Origin of the sequence: Pseudomonas sp. Sample_16 (assembly GCF_004307665.1) — a bacterium.
Lineage (GTDB): Bacteria > Pseudomonadota > Gammaproteobacteria > Pseudomonadales > Pseudomonadaceae > Aquipseudomonas.
This window is the reverse complement of the sequence record NZ_RCOB01000109.1, coordinates 14,826-37,841: the sequence shown is the minus strand read 5'-3', so window position 1 is coordinate 37,841 and position 23,016 is coordinate 14,826. Positions and strand designations below refer to the sequence as shown.

Sequence of the window (23,016 nt, the reverse complement as noted above, 5' to 3'; positions counted from 1 at the left end):
CGCCACAAAAGGCCCGCTCATCACATAGGCAGGTCAGGTTTAAACGGTCTTGGCCATCCGGTTAGCGACCAATGCCCAGGCAAACAGCAACACGCAGGTGATGATCAGCGGCCAGGAGCGCCATTGCAGGTAAGGCGTCAGGTTGTGCATCGGCACCACTTCGCCATACAAAATGCCGCGCTCGAACTGCGGAATCTGCTCGGTGATCTGCCCAAACGGGTTGATCAGCCCGGTGACGCCGTTGTTGGTAGCGCGGATCATCCAGCGTCCGGCCTCGAGTGCGCGCATCTGCGCCATCTGCAAGTGTTGCAGCGGGCCGATGGAGGTGCCGAACCAGGTGTCGTTGCTGATCGTCAGCAGCAGGTCGCTTTGGGCGGCCAGGCCGGCGGCGAACTCCGGGTAGACCACTTCGTAGCAGATGAACGGCGCGATCTGGTAACCCTTGGCTTGCAGCATCGGCTGATCGGCCGGGCCGCGGGCAAAGTCCGACATTGGCAGGTCAAAGAACGCAATCAGTCCGCGCAACACGTCCTGCAACGGCACGTATTCGCCAAACGGCACCAGTTTTTGCTTGAGGTAGGTGCCATCACCTTCACCGACGACGGTAATGCCGTTGAAATAGCGCTTCTGCTGATGGACCACTTCACGAATCGGCACACCGGTAATCAGGGCCGAATCCCGATTTGCCGCGAACTCACCCATCATGTCCAGGTAGCCCTGGGCGGACTCCTTGAGCACAGGGACTGCGGTCTCCGGCCAGATCAACAGGTCGACGCGCTTGGAACTCATGCTCATGTCACGGTACAGCGCAAGCTGTGCATTGAGCTGCGCCGGGTCCCACTTCATGCTCTGTTCGATGTTGCCCTGAATCGCCGCGACACTCAGGGGGGCGCCCGACGGGCTGGTCCAGGCGTGGTGCTTCAAGGCCATGCCGGCGATCCACGGAGCGACCAGCAACAATGCACCGATCACGATGAAGCCTTTACGCCCGGCGCGGATCAGACGCACACCGTTGTAGATCAGGGCCGCGGTCAGGGCCAGGGAGAAGGAAATCAGCCACATCCCGCCGACGGGGGCGAGCCCGGCCAGCGGGCCATCGAGCTGGCTGTAACCGGAATACAGCCAGGGGAAACCGGTCAGGAACCAGCCGCGAAAGGCTTCCTGGCCGACCCAGAGCGCCGCAAACGCCAGGGCATCCGCCAGCGGAGCTTCGTTGCGTCGCAGCCAGCGCGCCCAAAGCCAGGCCGGCAGGGCGAAGAACCAGGCAATCGCCGCCGTGAAAATCAGCATCAGGAAACCGGCCAGCAGCACCGATGCGCCACCGAAGTGGTGAATGCTGTAGTAGATCCAGCTGGTGCCGGCACCAAACAGGCCGAAGCCGAAGCACCAGCCACGGCCCAGGGCCTGGCGTGGAGTCAGCTCGCGCAGGCCGGCATAGAAAAGCCCGACGGCCAGCAATGCCAGTGGCCAGATATCGAATGGCGCCAGCGCCAGGGTGGTGATTGCACCGGCCGCCACGGCCAGCAGGTTACCGGGCCAGCCGGGGCGGGTTGTCCAGCGCATTTCAATCCTTAGCGAGCAATGGGCGTCAGGCGCAGCAAGTGAATCCGACGGCTGTCGGCATTCAGGATACGGAAACGGTAGGTGCCGATTTCGGTGATTTCGTTGCGTTTGGGCAGGTGCCCGAACGCGCTCATCACCAGGCCGCCGACGGTGTCGAACTCGTCATCGGAAAATTCGCTGTCGAAGAACTCGTTGAAATTCTCGATCGGCGTCAGGGCTTTGATCAGGAAGTCACCGCTGGGCAGCGGCTTGATGTAGCTGTCTTCTTCGACGTCGTGCTCGTCCTCGATATCGCCGACGATCTGTTCCAGCACGTCTTCGATCGTCACCAGACCCGCCACGCCGCCGTATTCGTCAATGACGATGGCCATGTGGTTGTGGTTGGCGCGGAACTCGCGCAGCAACACGTTCAGGCGCTTGGACTCCGGCACGAAGGTGGCCGGGCGCAGCAGATCCTTGATGTTGAAGCTGTCCCCGTTCTCCTTGAGGATCAACGGCAGCAAGTCCTTGGCCAACAACACGCCCATTACGTCATCGTGGCTTTCGCCGATGACCGGGTAACGGGAGTGAGCCGAGTCGACGACGGCCGGGAGGAACTCGCGGGGTGTCTGGGTCGCCTTGATGCTGATCATCTGCGAACGCGGGACCATGATGTCCCGTACTTGCAGGTCTGCAACCTGGATGGCGCCTTCGACGATGGCCAGCGCTTCGCTGTCCAACAGTTTGTTCTGGTGTGCATCGCGCAGAAGCTCCAGCAGCTCCTGGCGGTTTTTCGGCTCGTGGGCAAAAGCCTGGGTGAGCTTACCCAGCCATGACTTCTGCCCGTTGCTCGATCGATCTTCGCTCATAGCGATTACTCTGAATCCTTTGTTGTTTCGGTAGGGAATGCGTCGGTTTCGTCGTCCGCGTACGGATCGGGAAAGCCCAGTTCAGCAAGCAACGTTCGTTCCAGTGCTTCCATTTCTTCGGCTTCCTCGTCATCTATATGGTCGTAACCCAACAGATGCAAGCAGCCATGAATCACCAGATGTGCCCAATGGGCCTTGAGTTCCTTGCCTTGTTCAGCAGCTTCGCGTTCAACCACGGCCACGCAGATCACCAGATCGCCCAGTAGCGGGATGTCGAGAAACTCGTCCGGCACGTCCGCCGGGAACGACAGGACGTTAGTCGCGTAATCCTTTTGCCGCCAGGTGTGGTTCAGCTCGCGGCCTTCGGCTTCGTCGACCAGGCGAATGGTCATTTCCGAATCCGCCGTACGCTGGCGCAGGGCCAGTTCGCACCACTGGCGGAACTCGGCTTCGCTAGGGGCGCTGGCTTCGGTGGCGAATTGCAGGTCAAGCTCAAGCATCGCGGCGGCTTTCCCTGGCGGCTGCATCGTCGGCCGCTTTGGTTTCGAAACGCTCGTAGGCTTCGACAATCCGCTGCACCAGCGGATGGCGCACGACGTCCTTGGGCTGGAAGTGGGTGAAGCTGATGCCCGGCACATCCTTGAGCACTTCAATCACGTGGTGCAGACCGGACTTGGTGCCGCGGGGCAGGTCGACCTGAGTGATGTCGCCGGTGATGACCGCGGTGGAGCCGAATCCGATCCGGGTCAGGAACATTTTCATCTGCTCGACCGTGGTGTTCTGGCTCTCGTCGAGAATGATGAAGCTGTTGTTCAGCGTACGACCACGCATGTAAGCCAGCGGCGCGACTTCAATGACCTGGCGCTCGATCAGCTTGGCCACGTATTCGAAGCCGAGCATTTCGTACAGCGCGTCGTAGAGCGGGCGCAGGTACGGGTCGATCTTCTGTGACAGATCGCCGGGCAGGAAACCGAGTTTTTCACCCGCCTCAACCGCCGGACGCACCAGCAGGATGCGGCGAATCTGTTCGCGTTCCAGCGCATCGACCGCACAGGCAACGGCCAGGTAGGTCTTGCCGGTACCGGCCGGACCAATGCCGAAGTTGATGTCGTTGCCGAGGATTTCCTTCACATAGCGCAGCTGATTCAAGCCGCGAGGGCGAATCATGCCTTTCTTGGTGCGCAGGGCGACGGAGGCTTCGGCGGGGGAGTGGTTGTCCAGCTCTTCGACGGCGGACTCCTGCAGGAACAGGTGAACCATGTCCGGCGACAACTCGGTACCCTTGGTTTCCCGGTACAGGCGGCGCAGAAGGTTTTCCGCGGAGGTGGTGTGCTTTGGCTCGCCGATCAGCTCGAACTGGTTTCCGCGGTTGCGGATCTCGATGGTCAGGCGCTGTTCGATGAGACGCAAATGCTCGTCGAATTGCCCGCACAGATTGGCGAAGCGGCGAGCCTCAAAAGGCTCGAGGATGAAACGATGTGGTTCGATGGGTGCGTTCAAGGTCGTATTTAGCCGCCCTGGGGCAATAGTGATGAGTTCAAGGATAGCGCCAGAGGCGTGGGTGTGAAAGCTCTTAAATGGATGAGCCCATTCTCAGGATCAACGCAGTCCACTGTGGGAGCTGGCTTGCCAGCGATGAGGCAATCAGCCTCGACTGAGCTGTTGCCTGTTGCACCGCCATCGCTGGCAAGCCAGCTCCCACAGGATCCTCAATGTTTCCAAAAAACCGTTATTGCAGCAGCGAACCCCGCAGTGAGTGCGGCTGCGCCGCATCGATGCGCACATCGGCGAACTGGCCGATCAGGGTCGGATTGTCGCAGCGGAAGTTGACGATACGGTTATTCTCGGTCCGGCCCTGCAGTTCGCCAGGGTCTTTTTTCGAATAATCGGTTACCAGAATGCGCTGGATCGAGCCGACCATTTGTCGGCTGATTTCGAAACCCTGCTGGTTCAGGCGATGTTGAAGGGCGTTCAGGCGTTCTTTCTTCAGCTCTTCCGGCGTGTCGTCGGCCAGATCGGCGGCGGGTGTGCCCGGGCGCTGGCTGTAGACGAACGAGTAGGAAAAGTCGAAACCCACGTCCTGAATCAGCTTCATGGTTTGTTCGAAATCTTTCTCGGTTTCACCGGGGAAGCCAACGATAAAGTCCGAACTGATGCAGATGCCCGGCACGGCGGCGCGCAGCTTGCGCAGTTTGGACTTGTATTCCAGCGCGGTGTGGTTGCGCTTCATCGCAGCAAGGATACGGTCCGAACCCGATTGCACCGGCAAGTGCAGGTGTTTGACCAGTTCCGGCACGTCGGCGTGGGCCTGGATCAGGCTGTCGGAGAATTCCAGCGGATGCGAGGTGGTGTAGCGGATGCGGTCGATGCCATCGACCGCGGCGACCACGCGGATCAGCTCCGCCAGATCGGCCAGGCGACCATCATGGGTCGCACCGCGATAACCATTGACGTTCTGCCCCAGCAACGTCACTTCACGCACGCCGTTTTCGGCCAGGTGAATGATCTCGGCGATCACGTCGTCGAACGGCCGGCTGACTTCTTCACCGCGGGTGTAGGGCACCACGCAGAACGTGCAGTACTTGCTGCAGCCTTCCATCACCGACACATAGGCGCTTGGCCCATCGATGCGCGGCTCGGGCAGGTGGTCGAATTTTTCGATTTCCGGAAACGAGACGTCGACTTGCGGCAGTTTGCTGCTGCGCGCGGCGTCGATCATTTCCGGTAGGCGGTGCAGGGTTTGCGGGCCGAACACCACGTCGACGTACGGTGCGCGATCGCGAATCGCCGCGCCTTCCTGGCTGGCCACGCAACCGCCGACGGCGATCACCATGTCCGGGTTGGCCAGTTTCAGTTCGCGCCAACGGCCGAGCTGCGAATAAACGCGGTCCTGGGCACGCTCGCGGATCGAGCAGGTGTTGAGCAGGATCACGTCCGCGTCTTCAGCGCGAGCGGTGACTTCCAGGGCCTGGTGTTCGCCCAGCAGATCCACCATGCGCGAGCTGTCGTACTCGTTCATCTGGCAACCGTGGGTTTCGATGTAAAGCTTCTTGGCCATGGAATAGAGTCATCACGTGATTCAAAGAACCGCGCATTATAGGGAACATGAACCCAGGTTCCTACCGCTACGCGTCCGATGGCTATGCTATAGTTTGCGCCCTCATTTTTATCCCCCGATGTGTTGCTCGCCCACCATGACCAAACGTGAAGCTCCAATCTACAAGGTGATTTTCCTCAACCAGGGCCAGGTGTTCGAAATGTACGCCAAGCAGATCTATCAAAGTGATCTGTGGGGTTTTCTGGAAGTGGAAGAATTCGTCTTTGGCGAGCGCACGCAAGTGGTCGTCGATCCGAGCGAAGAGAAGCTCAAGGCCCAGTTCGAAGGTGTGGTGCGCAGCTTTGTGCCGATGCATTCGATCGTGCGTATCGATGAGGTCGAGCGCCTGGGCACGCCGAAAATCAGCGAAGCCCGCGGCGCGGTCGGCAATGTCATGCCGTTTCCGATGCCGATGCCTGAGAAGTAGGCAGCAGCAGCTAGCGAGGCTTGTTGTGGCGAGGGAGCTTGCTCCCGCTCGGCTGCGCAGCAGTCGCAAGGCCGAAACTCGCGATGTGCGCGATGTGCGCGATGTGTCAGACGGTGTGTGATTGCAGGATTAGGGCCGCTTCGCGCCCCAGCGGGAGCAAGCTCCCTCGCCACAACAAGCTCCCTGGCCACAACAAGCTACCTTGCAGTCAGCAGTGCTCAGGGCAGTGGCGCGAACGGTGTACGCCCGTCGGCGCTCTGCAATTCCATCAAGTATTTACGGAATATTTGCCCAAGCACCTGGGTCGCGACTTCCAATTCTTCGCGGGGCATTTTTTCGGTGACTTCGTCAGCGGTGTCCAGTGCCTCTTCAGCGCCGTTGACCGCCGCCATTTTCAGCAGGATGTAGGCCTGGACGTTATTGGCCGGCACGCCTTCGCCATGGAAGAACATGCTGCCAAGTTTGAATTGCGCCTGAGCGTGGCCTTGCAATGAGGCCTTTTCGAAATAGCTCAGGGCTTGGTTGAGGTCGCGCGGCGCGGTTTTGCCTTCGTAATAGAATTCACCCAACTCGTATTGCGCTTGCGCATCCCCTTCATCCGACGCCTTTTGGCAGGCAGCGAGTGCCTGTGCCAGGTCTTGCGGCTGGGTATTGAGGGTGCAGCGACCCATCGCTGGGATTAACAACGAGTTACCGCCTGCTTGTGCGAGCGCGAGCAGGGGCTGAAGGAGCAACAGGCAGCCCAGTGAAAGGGCGCGGCCGGTGCGGTTCATGGGAATCGACTTACCTCTGAAGGGCGCGCGGACCCATCGAGGGGATCCAATAAGCGCGCATTATGAAATAAGCAGGGCCAACCTTACAAAGTCTTTACTCGTTTTTCTGCTGCGCGGGGAATATATCGCCCACTTGCGGGGGATTATTAGCAGATGAGCAGGCAAAAGGGCAGGAGTGCAGGTGAAAGCTGACGCCGGCATTGGCCGGCGTCAGTACGACAATGTTACTTCAACGCAGCAAATGCGCGCTCGGCGGCATCCAGTGTCAGCTTCAATTCGGTTTCGCCGTGGGCGATCGAGGTGAAGCCTGCTTCGAAGGCGCTCGGCGCCAGGTACACGCCACCTTCGAGCATCAGATGGAAGAAGCGGCCGAACAGGGCGGCGTCGCTGGCCATCACGTCATCGAAGGTCACGATGTCGTCGGCGCCGCTGAAGTACAGACCGAACATGCCACCGGCCTGGGTGGTCACGAACGGAATCCCCGCGGCATCGGCGCGCACTTGCAGGCCATCGAGCAGGCGCGTGGTGTAATCGGTCAGCTCGGCGTGGAAGCCCGGGCGGCTGATCAGGCGCAGGGTCGTCAGACCTGCCGCCATCGCCAGCGGGTTACCCGACAGCGTGCCTGCCTGGTAAACCGGGCCGAGCGGAGCAATGCGCGACATGATCTCGCGCTTGCCGCCAAAGCAACCCACGGGCATGCCGCCACCGATGATCTTGCCGAAGGTGGTCAGGTCCGGCGTCACGCCGTAGTAAGCCTGGGCACCCCCGAGGGCGACGCGGAAACCGGTCATCACTTCGTCGAAGATCAGCACTACGCCGTGCTTGTCGCACAGGCTGCGCAGGCCTTCGAGGAAGCCCGGAGCCGGAGGCACGCAGTTCATGTTGCCGGCCACAGGCTCGACGATGATGCACGCCACGTCCTGGCCAACTTCGGCGAGCATGGCCTCAACGGCATCGATGTCGTTGAACGGCAGGGTCAGGGTGTGTTTGGCGAACGCTGCCGGCACACCGGCCGAGCTCGGCACGCCTTGAGTCAATGCGCCGGAACCGGCCTTGACCAGCAGGCTGTCGGAGTGGCCGTGGTAGCAGCCTTCGAATTTGATGATGCTGTCACGACCGGTAAAACCACGGGCCAGACGAATCGCACTCATGGTCGCTTCGGTGCCGGAGCTGACCATGCGCACCATTTCCATCGACGGCACAAGGGAGCAGACCAGATCAGCCATCTGGGTTTCCATCTCGGTCGGCGCGCCATAGGACAAGCCGTGCTCCAGTTGCTTGCGCACTGCGTCGAGCACGTCCGGGTGGCTGTGGCCGAGAATCATCGGCCCCCAGGAACCAACGTAATCGACATAACGCTTGTCGTCTTCATCCGTGACGTAGGCACCTTCGGCGTGTTTGAAGAACAGCGGCGTGCCGCCGACGCTCTTGAACGCGCGAACCGGCGAGTTCACGCCACCGGGAATGTGTTTCTGGGCATTGGCAAACAGGGTTTCGGAACGAGACATGTGTGGACTCTCAAATCAGATTTTCAGTAATTCATTGAATGCGCGGGCGCGGCGGGTCACGTCAGCCGTGCTTGCCGCGCCGAACAGGCCATGCACTACGGCCAGCAGATCAGCCCCGTGGGCCACCAGCGGAGCAGCGTTTTCCAGGGTGATCCCGCCGATCGCGCAGATCGGCAGATGCAGTTGCTTGCGGGCCTGGTCGAGCAGCTCGAGGCTGCAGGTTGGTGCGCCGGGTTTGGTGTTGGAGTTGAAGAAGCGGCCGAAGGCGACGTAACTGGCGCCCTCTTTAGTGGCTTGCTCGGCCAGTTCGATTTGCGCGTGACAGGTCGAGCCGATGATCGCTTTGGAGCCGAGCAATGCGCGGGTCGGCGACAACGGGCCATCGGTCTGGCCCAGATGCACGCCGACGTTCAGGCGAGCGGCCAGTTCGGCATCGTCATTGATGATCAGCCGGGTCTTGTAGCGTTCGCACAGGCTGCGCAAGGCTTCAGCCTCGCGCAGGCGGCGGGCCTCGTCGTTGCTCTTGTCGCGGTACTGCAGCAAGGTGACGCCGCCTTCCAGCGCCGCCTCCACGTACTCAAGCAGTTTACCGCGCAGAAGATCGCTGTCGGTAATGGCGTACAGGCCACGTAGTTTCATCAGGCAAGCCTCAGCGCAGTACTCATTGAAAGTTACGAACAAAAATCCAGTGGCAAGCGACGCGGCACAAACTGTCCTTTGCCCAACTGCTCGGCATCACGCAGGGTGCGCCATGTGTAGTTAAGCGCGGTCTGTACGGCACTCGCGAGGTTTTCGCCCTGCGCCAGACGACCGGCAAGGGCGCTGGCCAGGGTGCAGCCGGAACCGTGATAACTGCCCGGCAGACGCTGGCAGGTGTAGGTTTCGCGCAGACCGTCGCGGGTGTACAGGCGATTGTGGATTTCAGTTTCGTCGCCATGACCGCCGGTGATCAGCAGGTGTTTGACGAACGGCAGCAATTTCTCAGCGCACTGGTCCGCGGTGCCTTCAGGCAGTTCGGCGAGGATGCGGGCTTCGGGAAGGTTAGGGGTGGCGATGATCGACAGCGGCAGCAGGCGTTCGCGCATGGCGTAGCCGACTTCATCCTTGCCCAGTCGTCCGCCGCCGCCGGCGCGCAACACCGGGTCGCAGACCACTGGCAGGTGCGGGTGCGCTGAAAGCAGTTCGACCACGGTGTCGACCATTTCCAGGGAACCGAGCATGCCCAGTTTGACGGCCGCCACTTCGGAGTCGTTGAGCACGGCATTGGCCTGGGCCAATACCCACTCCCGGTCGAGGACGCGGAAATCAGTGACATTGACGGTGTCTTGCACGGTCAGGGCGGTGACGGCCGGAGCCGCATGGCAACCCTGAGCGAGCAGGGCTTCGATATCTGCCTGCAAGCCGGCGCCACCACTTGGGTCGTGGCCGGAGAGACAGAGGACAACGGGGCGAGAGCTGTAGATATTCATGGTGCGCGAGCTTACCACCAAACATCTTTTTTCGGGTGTGGCGACATAATCTGCCGAGAGCGCTTGCTCTCGCTCGGCTGCGCAGCCGTCGTAGTGTTGTGCGATAGGGTGTCGCTGGCAGAATATTTCAGGGCTGCTTCGCAGCCCAGCGGGAGCAAGCTCCCTCGCCACAAATAGGTATCTGACCAAGTCAACAGCTCTATCTCAACAATCTTCGCTGGAACGCCCGTTCTAGAGCCTTTGCAGGAAATATTTCTGTAGTGCTCAAAGGCCATCAGCGGCTATGCTAGAGTGGATCCAAACAAATAACAGGCAACACCGGTTTTACGTCTACTCAAAAGGAATGGGGGGCTTCCTGACAGAACCGGACAGGCCACGCTGGGGCATAAATGCGCTATTTGCTGATGTTGCTGTTGTGTTTGCCCATTTTGGCGAACGCCGTCGAATTCGATGAGTTCACTCAAAGCCTTCCCCTGGGCCAATCCCTGCAAGTGTTTGAAGACGCGGACGGTCAGGCGAGCATTGCCCAGGTGCGCGCGCAAGCGGCGGCCGGCCACTTCCAGCCTCATGACAAAACTACGCTCAATGCCGGTTATTCGCGCTCGGTGTTCTGGCTGAAGATCGACCTGCAATACCGTCCGAGCAACCCGTCGGCGCAACGTACCTGGCTGCTGGAACTGGCCTATCCACCCCTCGATCACCTCGATCTGTATTTGCCCGATGCTGCCGGCGACTATCAGTTGGTCAGGCAGACGGGCGATGCCTTGCCGTTCTCCACTCGTGAGGTTCGCCAGAACAACTACCTGTTCAACCTGGACTTCACTCCCGGCCAGACGCAAACCGTTTACCTGCGCCTGCAAAGCCAGGGTTCGATCCAGGCGCCGGTCACGTTGTGGTCGAGCACCGCCTACCTCGAAGAGCAGCCTGTGCGACTTTATGTGCTGGGGCTGATTTACGGCGTGTTGCTGGGCATGCTGGTCTACAACCTGTTCATTTACCTCAGCGTGCGTGACACCAGTTACCTCTACTACATCTTCTATATCGCTTCGTTCGGCCTCTATCAGTTGTCGGTGAATGGCGCGGCTGTGCAGTATTTCTGGCCAGACAATCCCTGGTGGGCGAATGCCGCGACGCCGTTTTTCATTGGCTGCGCGGGGTTGTTCGGCAGTCAATTCGCGCGCAGTTTCCTGCAGACAGCCACCCACAGCCGCTGGCTTGACCGCATGCTGCTGGCGTTGGTGGCGTTCAGTGCGCTGGTGGTCGGGTTGTCGCTGATGACCAGTTACGCCCTGGCCCTGCGTCTGGCCACAGCGCTGGCATTGACCTTCACCGTCGTCATCTTTGCCGCAGGAATATTTGCCTGGCTGCGCGGGTTGCGGGTGGCGCGGTACTTCATCATTGCCTGGTCGGCATTTTTGCTCGGCGGTATCGTCAATACGATGATGGTGCTGGGGTATCTGCCGAACGTGTTCCTGACCATGTATTCCAGCCAGATCGGCTCTGCCATCGAGGTGGCGCTTTTGTCCCTGGCCCTGGCAGACCGTATCAACGCCATGCGCGAACAGCAGGCGCAAACCCTGTTAGACGCGGGGCAAAAGCTTGAAGTGCTCAACCAGCAATTGGCTCACAGCAACAAGCTCAAGGACGAATTCCTCGCGACCTTGACCCACGAGTTGCGCACGCCGATGAATGGCGTGATCGGTTCGCTGGAGTTGATGCAAACCGTCGAGATGGACCCCGAGCTGGAGCAGTATCAGCAAACCGCTTCCGGGTCGGCGCGCGAAATGATGCGCATGGTCAACGGCATCCTGACCCTGACCGAGTTGCAGGCCGGCAAGCTCAAGGCGACGCCGTCGACCTTCAGTTTGCGCGGCGTGGTCGAGGCGTTGCGTGTGCAGTTCGAGGGCAATGCGTCGAGCAAGTCGCTGGACTTCAAGGTCGATGTGGCGCCCGGTGTGCCTGATCGTTTGCACGGTGACAGCGCCAAGCTGGCGCAATGCCTGGAATGCCTGCTGGATAACGCCATCAAGTTCACCCGGGTGGGCGGGCTGGCATTGCGGGTATCCGGGAAGACGGTCAAGCCCGAACGGTTGGCGTTGTCGTTTGCGGTGATCGACACCGGTATCGGTTTCACCGATCTGGGTGAGGCGACGATGTACCAGCGTTTTTTCCAGCTCGACGGATCGATGACCCGTGAATACGGTGGTCTCGGGGTCGGCCTGGCGATCTGTCGGCAACTGGTCGAATTGCTTGGCGGTCGACTGACTCATCGTTCGGAGCCGGGGCGTGGTAGTCGCTTCCAGCTCGATGTCGAGTTCGAAGTGCCGGCGACAGAGCGTCCTTCAACACCTGCCAAGGCCCCGGATCTTGCGCGTCTGCGGCTGCCGCAGGACTGCACGGTGCTGTTGGTCGATCACAACCACGTCAATCAACTGGTGATGCGTGGCATGTTGCTCAAGCTCGGATTTCGGGTGCGCACCGCAGACAGCGGCAGCTCCGCGCTGGATTTTCTGCAACGAGAAACCGTTGATGCCGTGTTGCTCGATCATGAGTTGCAGCCGATGGACGGCGTATCTGTCTGCTGCCAGATTCGCGCTTTGCCGGGTTGCTCGCAGTTGCCGGTTTTCCTGATTGCCCAAGGTGTGGATCGCGAGCGTTGCCCGACCGGTGCGTTGATTGATTACCTGAGCAAACCGGTGAAATTCGAAGACTTGCAGGTGGCGCTCTACCGCCGGGTGCTCTGTTCGCAACAGGGCGAAAGCGCCGACAGTTAGGCAGATATGACGCTTTTTTCAGCCGGGGGGCGGTGCTTAACTGAAATCCCTTGGCTGACCAAAGGAGCCCTGTCATGAACCTGCATCAGTTCGCCGAAACCCACGAAGTCACCAACCAGCCGCCGTCATTGGACGGTGCCAATCTGTATCGCATCGACTTGCCGTTACAGGAGTGGTCGCGGCGTTTCGGTGCCGGTTGGGCCGAGTCGCGTATCGATGCGTACGGTGCACTGGCCGGTGGACCGTTGATGGAAGCGGGGTTCCTGGCCAATCAGAACAAGCCACTGTTCAACAGTCATGATCGATACGGGCACCGCATCGATCTGGTGGAGTTCCATCCGGCCTATCACGAACTGATGCGCGCAGCGGTGGCGCATGGCTTGACCTCATTGCCTTGGGCGCATCCACAGTCCGGCGCCCACGTGGCCCGTGCCTCCATGACGTATCTGCACAGTCAGGCCGAAGCCGGCAGCGGCTGCCCGCTGACCATGACATTCGCCAGTGTTCCGGCGCTGCGCCTACAGCCGGATCTGGCGGAAAAATGGCTGCCCAAGGTTCTGGCCACCGAATACGATCCGCGCAACGTCGGCATGGCCCACAAGGCCGGTGTCACCATCGGCATGGCCATGACCGAGAAACAGGGTGGCACCGATGTGCGCGCCAACACCACCAAAGCCTATCCGGTGGGCGCCAGTGGCCCGGGGCAGGCTTACGAACTGGTGGGGCACAAGTGGTTTTGCTCGGCGCCAATGTGCGATGCCTTCCTGACCCTGGCACAAACGGACAAGGGCCTGACCTGTTTCCTGCTGCCGCGCCATCGCCCGGACGACACGCGCAATCAGTTCTACATCCAGCGTTTGAAAAACAAGCTCGGCAACTGCTCCAACGCGTCCAGCGAGGTGGAATTCCGTGGCGCCCTGGCGTGGATGGTCGGCGAAGAGGGCCGTGGCGTGCCGACGATCATCGAAATGGTTGCCATGACCCGGTTCGATTGCATGGTCGGTTCCAGCGCCTTGATGCGCCAGGCACTGACCCAGGCCAGTCATCACTGCGCTCACCGCTCGGTGGGCGGCAAGCTGCTCAGTGAGCAGCCGTTGATGCAAAACGTGCTGGCCGATTTGGCGCTGGAGAGCGAAGCGGCGCTGGCGTTGAGTTTGCGCATGGGCCGGGCGCTGGATCATCTGAATGATTCCCGGGAAGCCAAATTTGCTCGGCTGGTGACGGCCGTGGGCAAGTACTGGATCTGCAAGCGCGCGCCGGCCATGATCAACGAAGCCGCCGAATGCATGGGCGGTGCCGGTTATGTCGAAGACAGCATCTTGCCGCGCCTCTACCGCGAGGCGCCGGTCAATTCGACGTGGGAAGGTTCGGGCAACGTGCAGTGCCTTGACGTTTTGCGGGCGTTGTCGAAAGAGCCGGGTGTGCTGGATGCGTTGTTCAGCGAATTGGGCGATGGGCATGGCGACAAGCGCCTGGCTGCGCACATTGATCAATTGCAGACGGCGTTCAAAGACACCAGCGACATTCAGTATCGTGCCCGGCAGTTGACCGAGGACATCGCGTTGGGTTTGCAGGCCAAATTGTTGCTGGAGGCGGGGAATTCGGCGGTCAGTGATGCGTTCATCGCCAGTCGCCTGAGTGGCGGTGGCCGGGTGTACGGCGCGCTGCCGCGAGGGCTGGATGTGGAGGCCATTGTCGCCCGCTCGACTCCACAAAATTACTAATCCCAACACCCCTCCTGTGGGAGCGGGCTTGCCCGCGATAGCGGTCTATCAGCCAACATTCCTGTTGAATGATAAATAGCAATCGCGGGCAAGCCCGCTCCCACAGGTTTTTTGTGTCTTTGGAAATTGTTGTGCAGCCAACACGCCACTGTTCCCGTGAAGCGACGATGCAGGCAAGATGAAGGTCTGCAAGTCAGAACACAGGATGCTGATCGTGACCGAAGCTTTTATTGTCGTTCAAACCGCCGAGCAAGCCGTGGATCGGCTTGCGCTTTTGCACAATCGTGCAACCACCGCGCTGAACCAGGCGCTCAAGCGTTATCTCAAGGATCGCGTCGAGCCCGATGCCGAGCAGCGTGCCCTGTTCCGTTATCCCGAATTACGCCTGACCTACCATTGCCAGGGCGAAGTCCCGCAGACCACCCGCGCCTACGCCAAGGTGCAATTGCCAGGCACCTACAGCGTCACCGTCACCCATCCGTCGGCGTTCCGAAAGTACCTGCTGGAACAGCTGGTCCCGTTGATGCACGACTTCACCGTGACCGTCGAAGTCGGGGTCAGCGAGCAGAACATTCCTTATCCGTACGTGGTCGAGCAGGGCGATGAGCTGGCCGGTTCCGGCGTGACCGCTGCCGTGCTGGCGCGAGTGTTCCCAAGCACCGATCTGTCGGCCGCCACCGATGGCATTGCCGACGGCCTGTACGACTGGGAAAACACCCATCCGCTGCCGCTGGCCCTGTTCGACGCGGCGCGGGTGGATTTTTCCTTGCGCCGCCTGGTGCATTACACCGGCAGCGACTGGCGTCATGTGCAGCCGTGGATCCTGCTGACCAACTACCACCGTTATGTCGACCAGTTCATCGTCCATGGCCTGGAGCAGTTGCGCAACGATCCGCGTTTTGTGCGCATGGTATTGCCGGGCAACGTGATCATCGAAAAAAGCATGGACCACGGTGAAGCCTCGGCGATTGCTGCCGGCGTGGTCTGGCACCGTTACCAGATGCCGGCCTATCACCTGATCGCCAGCGACGGCCACGGCGTGACGCTGGTGAATATCGGTGTCGGCCCGTCCAACGCCAAGAACATCACCGACCACCTGGCCGTGCTGCGTCCGCATTGCTGGCTGATGATCGGTCACTGCGGTGGCTTGCGTCAGTCGCAGACGATTGGCGATTACGTGCTGGCGCACGCTTACATGCGCCGCGACGGGATTCTCGATCGCGTCGTGCCGCCGAACATTCCGATCCCGGCCCTGGCGGAAGTACAGATGGCCTTGCAACAAGCGGCGGCGAACATCACCGGCGAGAAGGGTGACGAGCTGAAGAAACGCCTGCGCACCGGCACCGTGTTGACCTACGACGACCGCAACTGGGAGTTGCGCTGGGCGCAGGAGCGGCCGCTGATCAACTTGTCCCGCGCCGTGGCGGTCGACATGGAAAGCGGCACCATCGCCGCTCAGGGTTATCGCTTGCGGGTGCCTTATGGCACGTTGCTCTGCGTCTCGGACAAACCCCTGCATAGCGAGATCAAGTTGCCAGGCTCGGCCAACGCCTTCTATGAACGCGCAGTCAGCCAGCACTTGAAGATCGGCATTGAAGCAGTCGATCTATTACGCACCGAACTCAACTCGCTGCACTCGCGCAAACTGCGCAGCTTCGACGAGCCGCCGTTCCGCTAACGGTTGGTCATGGTCATTTGGCGGTCAGGCCACTAGCATAGTGGGCCCTGACCGTTAGATGTTCTCTTCGCCATGTCTCGTCCTCCACGCCCCGTTTCCCGCCGCCCTGGCGCGAAGCCTTCGCCTTCAGCCCCGCGCCGTGTCGCCAAGGCGCCACCCGCCGAACCGAAGCTGATCCTGTTCAACAAACCGTTCGATGTGCTGACGCAATTCAGCGACGGCGAAGGGCGCGCGACACTCAAGGATTACATCGATATCCCCGGGATTTACCCGGCAGGGCGACTCGACCGCGACAGCGAAGGGTTGTTGCTGTTGACCAATGACGGCCAGCTTCAGGCACGGATCGCCGACCCGAAACACAAACTGGCCAAGACTTACTGGGTGCAGGTCGAGGGCGAGCCGACCGCCGAGCAGTTGCAGCGCTTGCGTGACGGCGTTGAATTGAACGACGGCATGACCTTGCCCGCCGAGGCGCGGCAACTGGATGAGCCTGAGCTGTGGCCGCGCAACCCGCCGGTACGCTTTCGCAAAAGCGTGCCGACCCATTGGCTGGAGTTGGTGATTCGCGAAGGTCGCAACCGTCAGGTGAGGCGCATGACGGCAGCGGTCGGCTTGCCGACGTTGCGGCTGGTTCGGGTCAGGATCGGTGACTGGACGATCCAGGGGCTCGATCAGGGCCAGTGGAAGGAAGTGCCGGCGCGTTTATAAGGTGCCGGATTCGATCATGCCGATCACTACACTCTTGATCACGAACGCGGCCACGCCCAGGCCCAGCACGAAGAACAGGATGAACGAGCCGAAACGCCCGGCCTTGGATTTCTTCGCCAGATCCCAGACGATGAAACCCATGAAAATGATCAGGATGCTGACCAGTCCGGTCATCATCCACTCTTCGAATACTGCAGGATCCATCGAACTTCTCCAGCGCGGGCGAGGCTAAAAGGGCGCGGGGAGTATACGCCCGGCAGGCGGCGTGCAGTATGGGCCTGCGGCGGTGTGTCGCAGCTATTCATCGCCCGGCCCGGCCCCATCGCTGGCGAGCCAGCTCCCACAGTGCTTTGTGTTGATCACAATATTTTGTCCAACACAAAACCTGTGGGAGCTGGCTTGCCAGCGATTGCGTAATTAGCTACGCAGATGAGTCAAAGGCAGTTCAGTGCTGTTCAACACCTGATTCAGCACGAAACTCGAGCGCACACTGGTCACGCCTTCAATCCGGGTCAAGTGACCGAGCAGCAGTTTCTGATAGTGATCCATGTCCGGCACCACCACCTTGAGCTGATAGTCGGCATCCATACCGGTCACCAAGCTGCATTCCAGCACCTGGGGCAAGGTGCGAATGGCCTGTTCGAAATTTTCGAAACGCTCCGGCGTATGGCGGTCCATGCCGATCAGCACGTAGGCCGTCAGGCTCAGGCCGAGCATCTTGCGGTCGAGCAGGGCGACCTGGCGGGAGATGTAGCCGTCGTCTTCCAGTTGCTTGACCCGACGCGAGCAGGGTGAAGGTGACAGGCCGATGCGTTCGGCCAGCTCCTGATTGGAGATGCGCGCATCGCGCTGCAATTCAGCCAAAATGCTCAGGTCGTAACGGTCGAGTTTGCTCATCAAACGATCCCTTGTCGTATCTATTGCGGCAGATTATCTATCCAGGGTTAAAAATTGCGCAAGTGATGTTTATTTCAGCAATCTTCGCAATCCTCTGCCGGCGCCACGAGCCTATTCTTATCACCAGAATCACTGCTCGGACAAACAGTCCAGTGCGACTCGCCCAATCAGGCCAGTCGCGGCCGCCACCCCCCACCGGGGATGCGCAGGCCCCCGAGCTACACACTGTCCAGAAGACGGCGTGAGGTGAGCCGACGTCAAAAGCGTCGAGCACGGACGAAGTTCTCAAGGGGAGGCCGACGGGTCTCCCCTTTTTCTTGCCTGAAATTTGCCGCCCGGGCCTCAATAAATAAGTTTCGCGACTGATAACCTGTTGCAGAACCGGCCTGTGCATTTCCAGTCTTACGTGCAGGAGCGAGCAGACTCGCTCCTGCAGAATCCGTCCCCGACAGCCATTATCTGCAGTGAGGAATAGCATGAAGTCGCGCATCTGGCGTTTGGCCGGTGTTGGTTTGCTGTGTGTCAGTGTCACTGCGCAATCGCTGGCCGATGAGCCGCAGAACCGTGGCCCCGACGGCGGGCAACGCGGCGACGGCGGTCGTCAGGGCAACAATAATCCGGGACATGGCGCTAGCAATCAGCCGCGCCCGCAGAATAACGAGATCATTCGTGGCGACAACAGTCGCCAGTTCGAGCCTAACGGCCAGAATCAACCTCAGAACAACGGCCAATGGCAGAACCGTCCACCACCTGACTACAACAGCCGTGTGCGCTCGCCGCCGCCACCGCCGCAACTGCCGGCCAACGACTTGCCGATTCAGCCTCGGCCCGACACCGTGCAGCAAACCCAGGAACCGCGCCGTGGATACTACAAGGATGAACCGCGGCGCAATGACCCGAACCCGCATTGGAATGGCTACATCGGCGCACCGTCCAATGGCAGCAGCCAGTGGCAAGGTCGTCCGAGCGGTCACGGCAATGGCTGGGGACCTGGCCCGCAGTATCGGCCGGGGCATGTGATCGACCGCTTCCCGGATCGTGACTACCGGGTGCCCTATGGCGGTCGTGATTATTTCTATTCCGGCGGCTACTGGTATCGCCCGCAAGGCCCGCGCTATGTGGTGGTCCAGCCGCCACGCGGGATACGCATCCAGTATTTACCCGACTATGCCCGTGAAGTCTGGATCGGCGGTTCGCTGTTGTTCCTGGCGGCTGGCTCTTACTACGCCTATCAGGAAAGCACGCAGGATTACGTGGTGGTCGAGCCGCCCGGACAGCCGCTGGCGACCGGCAATGGCTATGACGTGGAGGCTTACCCGGCCAACGGTCAGTCGCCGGAGCAGGTCAATCAGGACGGCTACGACTGCTATCGCTGGGCGGTGGAACAAAGTGGTTTCGACCCGCGCGTCGACACCTATCAACCGGACCCGACCGTGGTGCAAACCTACCGGCAGGCCCAGGGCGGGTGTCTGAGCAGTCGCGGTTATCGAGTGACGTTCTGAGCCCGGGCGGCATTGACCACTTCCTGCGGGTCGGCGTGCACCAGCACTTCGGCTCGCGGATAAGCGGCGTGAATCGCATCAGCGGCCTGATCGCTGATGCCATGGGCAACTGACAGGGTCAGTTCTCCCGGCAATTCCAGATGCAGTTGCACAAACCATTGGTTGCCGGAAATCCGTGTTCGCAGGTCATGGGCGCCCAACACCCCGGGCACGCTGCAGGCCAGTTCGAGCATGTGCTGGCTGACATCCGGCGGCAGTTCTTCATCCATCAATACCGCAAAACTTTCCCGGGCGATCTGCACCGCGCTCCAGAAGATGTACGCGGCAATTCCCAGGCCGAACCAGGGGTCGACCTGATGCCAGCCAAACCCGGCCAGCACCAGTGCGACCAGAATGCTGCCGTTGAGCAACAAATCCGAACGGTAGTGCAAAGAATCGGCGCGCACCGCGTTGGAGCCGGTGGCCTTGACCACCCGATGCTGCAACATCAGCAGCGCCAGGGTCATCACCAGCGAAAAGACAATCACACCAATGCTGATCCACGGTGCGCCCACCGGTTCCGGATGCTTGAGCCGCTCGAACGCCTGCAACGCAATCAGCACGGCGCTACCGCCAATGAACAACGCCTGCGCCATACCCGCCAGCGACTCGGCCTTGCCATGCCCGTAGCGATGATCGTCGTCGGCCGGGCGCAAGGCGTAGTGCACGGCCAGCAGGTTGAGCAGCGAAGTCACGCCGTCGAGTGCCGAGTCGGTGAGGCCGGCGAGCATGCTCACCGAGCCGCTCAACCACCAGGCGATGGCTTTGGCGATGATCAGCGAGCAGGCCACCGCCACCGAGGCACGGGTCGCCAGCCGCAACAGGCGGGCGTGTTCGGAGCTGGAGATCATGAGTGCGGCTATTCCTTCATGGGCACCGGTTACGCGGCGGGTTGCAGGCCGAGCAGGGCCAATTGCTGAGTGCTGCCCTTGTGCTGGATCAGGCGTGGATCGTCCAGCGGGAAATGGCGGCCGGTTTCACGTTCCAGAATAGTCTGCAACTTGAGGTTATCGACCTTGCCGTCGGCGCCGATGGCTTCCTTGAGTTTTTCCGGGGCGACTTGCGCGGTTTCTCCCGGTGCGTAGTAAATCGCGCCGGTGGCGAAGTCCACGGCAAACGCGATCAGGCCAGGCACGATGTAGAACAGCAGGCCCACGGCATCGAGTACGGCAATGGCCGGGTCGATCTTGCCGTCGATCTGGCCACGGCGGTCCGGGTAGAAAATCGAACCGCAAGCGGTGACTTGAGTCAGTAGCGTCGCGACCAGAACACCGCCGATCAGGCGAAAGGGAACACGCATATGAAATCTCCTGAGTTATCTCAAAACGAAACGTCGTCGATATGAATTAGGACCCTGACAAACGCCCGGCAGTTCGCCGTTATACTCGTGCCTCTGTTTTGGAGCCAGCATGATTTCTTTGCCGATTGATGAAGTTTTACCCGCCCTGCGTGAAGCCTTGGCCAAGCGCCACGAAGCCGTGCTCGAAGCACCGCCCGGCGCCGGTAAAACCACCCGCGTGCCTTTGGCCTTGCTCCATGAACCGTGGCTGGCGGGGCAGACCATCCTGATGCTTGAGCCACGTCGCCTGGCGGCGCGGGCGGCGGCGGAGCGGTTGGCCAGTGAGCTGGGTGAGAAGGTCGGCGAAACCGTGGGTTATCGCATTCGGCTCGACAGCAAGGTGGGCCCGAAGACCCGCATCGAAGTGGTCACCGAAGGCATCCTCACCCGGCGCTTGCAGGATGATCCGGCGTTGGAAGGCGTGGGCTTGCTGATCTTCGATGAATTTCACGAACGCAGTCTCGATGCCGACCTGGCGCTGGCCCTGAGCCTCAATGGCCGGGAATTGTTCCGTGACGATCAGCCGCTGAAAATCCTCTTGATGTCGGCAACTCTCGAGGGCGAACGCCTAGCCGGGTTGCTCGACGATGCACCGATCCTGCGCAGTGAAGGGCGCATGTACCCGGTGGCAATGCGCTGGGGGCGACCGTTCCAGGCCGGTGAATTCATCGAGCCGCGACTGGTGCAGACCATTCTCGAAGCCTTGAACGACGAAACCGGCAGCGTCCTGGTGTTCCTGCCGGGGCAGGCGGAGATTCGGCGTGTGCATCAGCAACTGGCCGACGCGCTGGGTGACAACCCACAGGTTTTGCTTTGCCCGTTGCATGGTGAACTGGATCTGGCCGCGCAACGTGCGGCGATCGATCCGGCGCCACCGGGCAAACGCAAGGTGGTGCTGGCCACCAACATCGCTGAAACCAGCCTGACCATCGACGGCGTGCGCGTGGTGATCGACGCCGGGCTGGCGCGGGTGCCGCGTTTCGATCCCGGCAGCGGCATGACTCGTCTCGACACCCAGCGCATCTCCAGGGCCAGCGCTACGCAGCGCGCCGGTCGGGCCGGGCGACTGGAACCGGGTGTGTGTTATCGCTTGTGGTCGCAGGATCAGCACGAACAACTGGCGGCCTATGGCAGTGCGGAAATTCTCTCGGCGGATCTGGCGGGGCTGGCCTTGCAACTCGGCCGCTGGGGCGTGACGCCTGGGCAATTGGTGTGGCTCGATGTACCGCCTGGCGCCGCGTATGCACAGGCGCAGGATTTGCTCGAACGTCTGGGGGCACTGGAAGGCGAAACGCTGACCCGTCACGGCCAGGCCATGGCCGAATTGCCGGCGCACCCGCGCATCGCCCATCTACTGTTGCGCGCTCAGGCGCTTGGATTGGCGGACATGGCTTGCGATGTCGCGGCGTTGCTTGGCGAACGCGATATCTTGCGCGGTGCCGGGGCGGATCTGCACAGTCGACTGGTGTTGTTGTCGGGTGAAGAACGAGCTGCCCGCGGCGCGCAGGGTGGCGTGCAGCGAGCCCGGCAACTGGCGCGGCAGTATCGCGGTTATCTGCGTGGCAAGGCGTCGGAACCGGTCGCCGACCCCGATCATCCGCGCTGGCTCGGCGCGTTGCTGGCGCTGGCCTATCCCGACCGCGTCGCCCAGCAGCGTCGTGCTGGCGGCGCCGAATATCGTTTGACCAACGGTCGCGCTGCGTTGTTCGCCGAAGCGGACAGCCTGATGAAACAACCGTGGCTGGTGATCGCCGATCTGGGCAGTCGTCAGGGCCAGCGCGAGGAGCGGATTTATCTGGCGGCGGATTTTGATCCGGCGCTGTTCGATTCGGTGCTGGCGGAGCAGGTGCGTTGCGTCGATCAACTGGATTGGGATGAGCGCGAAGGCGTGCTGCGCGCCGAGCGCCAGCGCAAAGTCGGTGAGCTGATCCTCAGCCGCGAACCGTTGACCGGTCTCGATGAAACGGCTCGCAGTCAGGCACTGGTCAATCTGGTGCGGCGCAAAGGCCTGGAGCTGTTGCCGTGGACGCCGGAGCTGCGTCAGTGGCAAGCGCGGGTGGCGTTATTGCGCCAACTGGATCTGGCCGGCAAGGGCGACAGCGAATGGCCGGATGTCAGCGACGCCGCGTTACTCAAAAGCCTCGAACACTGGTTGATGCCGTATCTGGGCAAGGTCTCGCGGCTCAGTCACTTCGCCAATCTCGACCTGTCGAGCATTGTCCACAACCTGTTGCCATGGCCGCTGCCGCAACGACTTGATGAATTGGCACCGCATCACTTGAGCGTGCCGTCGGGCTCATCGATTCGTCTGGATTACAGCGAACAGCCGCCGATTCTCGCGGTGCGTTTGCAGGAGCTGTTCGGCCTGGCCGAAACCCCGCGCATTGCCGGTGGTCGGCAAGTGGTCAAGCTGCACTTGCTGTCGCCGGCGCGGCGGCCGGTGCAGGTGACCCAGGATCTGGCGAACTTCTGGCGCAGTACCTATGCCGAAGTGAAGAAGGATTTGAAGGGCCGCTACCCGAAACACTATTGGCCGGACGATCCCTTGGTGGCCGAGGCCACGGCACGGATCAAACCGCGCAAGAGCTGAGCTAATCGTGGGCCAGACCAGTTTTTTCCTAGCCCAAAGCCACAAAAAACCTGCTTTCTCCCTTTCCAGTGCATGAACAG

At 61.0% G+C, this 23,016-nt stretch carries 20 protein-coding genes; 7 read left to right on the top strand and 13 right to left on the bottom strand.

Annotated elements, in window-relative coordinates; all coding sequences use genetic code 11:
- Positions 1 to 39: 39 nt before the first annotated feature.
- The 5 genes from lnt to miaB all read right to left on the bottom strand — a co-directional run bounded on the left by lnt (position 40) and on the right by miaB (position 5,469).
- On the bottom strand, positions 40 to 1,563 hold the full coding sequence (gene lnt, locus D8U69_RS16160; protein ID WP_130907709.1) for an apolipoprotein N-acyltransferase: 1,524 nt from the start codon (positions 1,561 to 1,563) through the stop codon (positions 40 to 42).
- Positions 1,564 to 1,571: 8 nt separating this feature from the next.
- Entirely contained in the window at positions 1,572 to 2,411 is an 840-nt protein-coding gene (locus D8U69_RS16155; RefSeq protein WP_128606005.1) for an HlyC/CorC family transporter, read from the bottom strand.
- Between the two features lie 5 nt (positions 2,412 to 2,416).
- On the bottom strand, positions 2,417 to 2,911 hold the full coding sequence (gene ybeY / locus D8U69_RS16150; protein WP_130907708.1) for an rRNA maturation RNase YbeY: 495 nt from the start codon (positions 2,909 to 2,911) through the stop codon (positions 2,417 to 2,419).
- Entirely contained in the window at positions 2,904 to 3,911 is a 1,008-nt protein-coding gene (locus D8U69_RS16145) for a PhoH family protein (RefSeq protein ID WP_056855791.1), read from the bottom strand. Before D8U69_RS16145 ends, ybeY begins: the two co-directional genes overlap by 8 nt.
- Positions 3,912 to 4,140: 229 nt before the next feature.
- Positions 4,141 to 5,469: a tRNA (N6-isopentenyl adenosine(37)-C2)-methylthiotransferase MiaB gene (gene miaB / locus D8U69_RS16140; RefSeq protein ID WP_056855790.1), complete on the bottom strand. Its 1,329-nt coding sequence runs from the start codon at positions 5,467 to 5,469 to the stop codon at positions 4,141 to 4,143.
- Positions 5,470 to 5,605: 136 nt separating this feature from the next.
- On the opposite strand from miaB, the gene D8U69_RS16135 reads away from it, so the two are divergent.
- Positions 5,606 to 5,935, top strand: a complete 330-nt coding sequence (locus tag D8U69_RS16135) for a DUF1820 family protein (protein WP_003185742.1) — start codon at positions 5,606 to 5,608, stop codon at positions 5,933 to 5,935.
- A gap of 218 nt (positions 5,936 to 6,153) precedes the next feature.
- Here D8U69_RS16135 and D8U69_RS16130 read toward each other — a convergent pair whose 3' ends face one another.
- The 4 genes from D8U69_RS16130 to D8U69_RS16115 form a co-directional block, all read right to left on the bottom strand.
- Entirely contained in the window at positions 6,154 to 6,708 is a 555-nt protein-coding gene (locus tag D8U69_RS16130; protein ID WP_056855789.1) for a tetratricopeptide repeat protein, read from the bottom strand.
- Between the two features lie 224 nt (positions 6,709 to 6,932).
- Complete coding sequence (gene hemL / locus D8U69_RS16125; RefSeq protein WP_056855788.1) at positions 6,933 to 8,216, bottom strand: glutamate-1-semialdehyde 2,1-aminomutase; 1,284 nt, start codon at positions 8,214 to 8,216, stop codon at positions 6,933 to 6,935.
- 15 nt (positions 8,217 to 8,231) lie between these two features.
- Positions 8,232 to 8,855 (bottom strand): thiamine phosphate synthase, encoded by a 624-nt coding sequence (gene thiE / locus D8U69_RS16120; protein WP_130907707.1) that lies wholly within the window; start codon positions 8,853 to 8,855, stop codon positions 8,232 to 8,234.
- A 32-nt stretch (positions 8,856 to 8,887) separates the two neighbouring features.
- Positions 8,888 to 9,685 carry a hydroxymethylpyrimidine/phosphomethylpyrimidine kinase gene (locus D8U69_RS16115; RefSeq protein WP_056855786.1) on the bottom strand — a complete coding sequence of 266 codons (798 nt, stop codon included), beginning with the start codon at positions 9,683 to 9,685 and terminating at the stop codon, positions 8,888 to 8,890.
- A 389-nt stretch (positions 9,686 to 10,074) separates the two neighbouring features.
- On the opposite strand from D8U69_RS16115, the gene D8U69_RS16110 reads away from it, so the two are divergent.
- From D8U69_RS16110 to D8U69_RS16095, 4 genes are all read left to right on the top strand, one after another.
- The gene (locus tag D8U69_RS16110; RefSeq protein WP_056855785.1) at positions 10,075 to 12,459 is read left to right on the top strand and encodes a hybrid sensor histidine kinase/response regulator; all 2,385 of its coding nucleotides are present in this window, start codon (positions 10,075 to 10,077) and stop codon (positions 12,457 to 12,459) included.
- A gap of 74 nt (positions 12,460 to 12,533) precedes the next feature.
- Positions 12,534 to 14,183: an acyl-CoA dehydrogenase family protein gene (locus tag D8U69_RS16105; RefSeq protein ID WP_130907706.1), complete on the top strand. Its 1,650-nt coding sequence runs from the start codon at positions 12,534 to 12,536 to the stop codon at positions 14,181 to 14,183.
- A 178-nt stretch (positions 14,184 to 14,361) separates the two neighbouring features.
- Positions 14,362 to 15,861 (top strand): AMP nucleosidase, encoded by a 1,500-nt coding sequence (amn, locus tag D8U69_RS16100; protein ID WP_177336594.1) that lies wholly within the window; start codon positions 14,362 to 14,364, stop codon positions 15,859 to 15,861.
- 72 nt (positions 15,862 to 15,933) lie between these two features.
- Positions 15,934 to 16,569 (top strand): pseudouridine synthase, encoded by a 636-nt coding sequence (locus D8U69_RS16095; protein ID WP_130907705.1) that lies wholly within the window; start codon positions 15,934 to 15,936, stop codon positions 16,567 to 16,569.
- Here D8U69_RS16095 and D8U69_RS16090 read toward each other — a convergent pair.
- Both D8U69_RS16090 and D8U69_RS16085 read right to left on the bottom strand, forming a co-directional pair.
- Positions 16,564 to 16,773 carry a DUF2788 domain-containing protein gene (locus tag D8U69_RS16090; RefSeq protein ID WP_056855782.1) on the bottom strand — a complete coding sequence of 70 codons (210 nt, stop codon included), beginning with the start codon at positions 16,771 to 16,773 and terminating at the stop codon, positions 16,564 to 16,566. The genes D8U69_RS16095 and D8U69_RS16090 overlap by 6 nt on opposite strands.
- 213 nt (positions 16,774 to 16,986) lie before the next feature.
- Positions 16,987 to 17,466 carry an Lrp/AsnC family transcriptional regulator gene (locus D8U69_RS16085; protein WP_056855781.1) on the bottom strand — a complete coding sequence of 160 codons (480 nt, stop codon included), beginning with the start codon at positions 17,464 to 17,466 and terminating at the stop codon, positions 16,987 to 16,989.
- A 476-nt stretch (positions 17,467 to 17,942) separates the two neighbouring features.
- Here D8U69_RS16085 and D8U69_RS16080 point away from each other — a divergent pair, with 476 nt between their 5' ends.
- Complete coding sequence (locus tag D8U69_RS16080) at positions 17,943 to 18,968, top strand: DUF6515 family protein (protein WP_130907704.1); 1,026 nt, start codon at positions 17,943 to 17,945, stop codon at positions 18,966 to 18,968.
- Here D8U69_RS16080 and D8U69_RS16075 read toward each other — a convergent pair.
- Together D8U69_RS16075 and D8U69_RS16070 are read right to left on the bottom strand one after the other, a co-directional pair.
- A complete protein-coding gene (locus D8U69_RS16075) occupies positions 18,950 to 19,858 on the bottom strand; it encodes a cation diffusion facilitator family transporter (RefSeq protein WP_130905825.1) in 909 nt (302 codons plus the stop codon). The genes D8U69_RS16080 and D8U69_RS16075 overlap by 19 nt on opposite strands.
- Before the next feature lie 29 nt (positions 19,859 to 19,887).
- Positions 19,888 to 20,307 (bottom strand): hypothetical protein, encoded by a 420-nt coding sequence (locus tag D8U69_RS16070; RefSeq protein ID WP_056855778.1) that lies wholly within the window; start codon positions 20,305 to 20,307, stop codon positions 19,888 to 19,890.
- A 109-nt stretch (positions 20,308 to 20,416) separates the two neighbouring features.
- Here D8U69_RS16070 and hrpB point away from each other — a divergent pair, with 109 nt between their 5' ends.
- Complete coding sequence (gene hrpB, locus D8U69_RS16065; RefSeq protein WP_130907703.1) at positions 20,417 to 22,936, top strand: ATP-dependent helicase HrpB; 2,520 nt, start codon at positions 20,417 to 20,419, stop codon at positions 22,934 to 22,936.
- Positions 22,937 to 23,016: the final 80 nt, after the last annotated feature.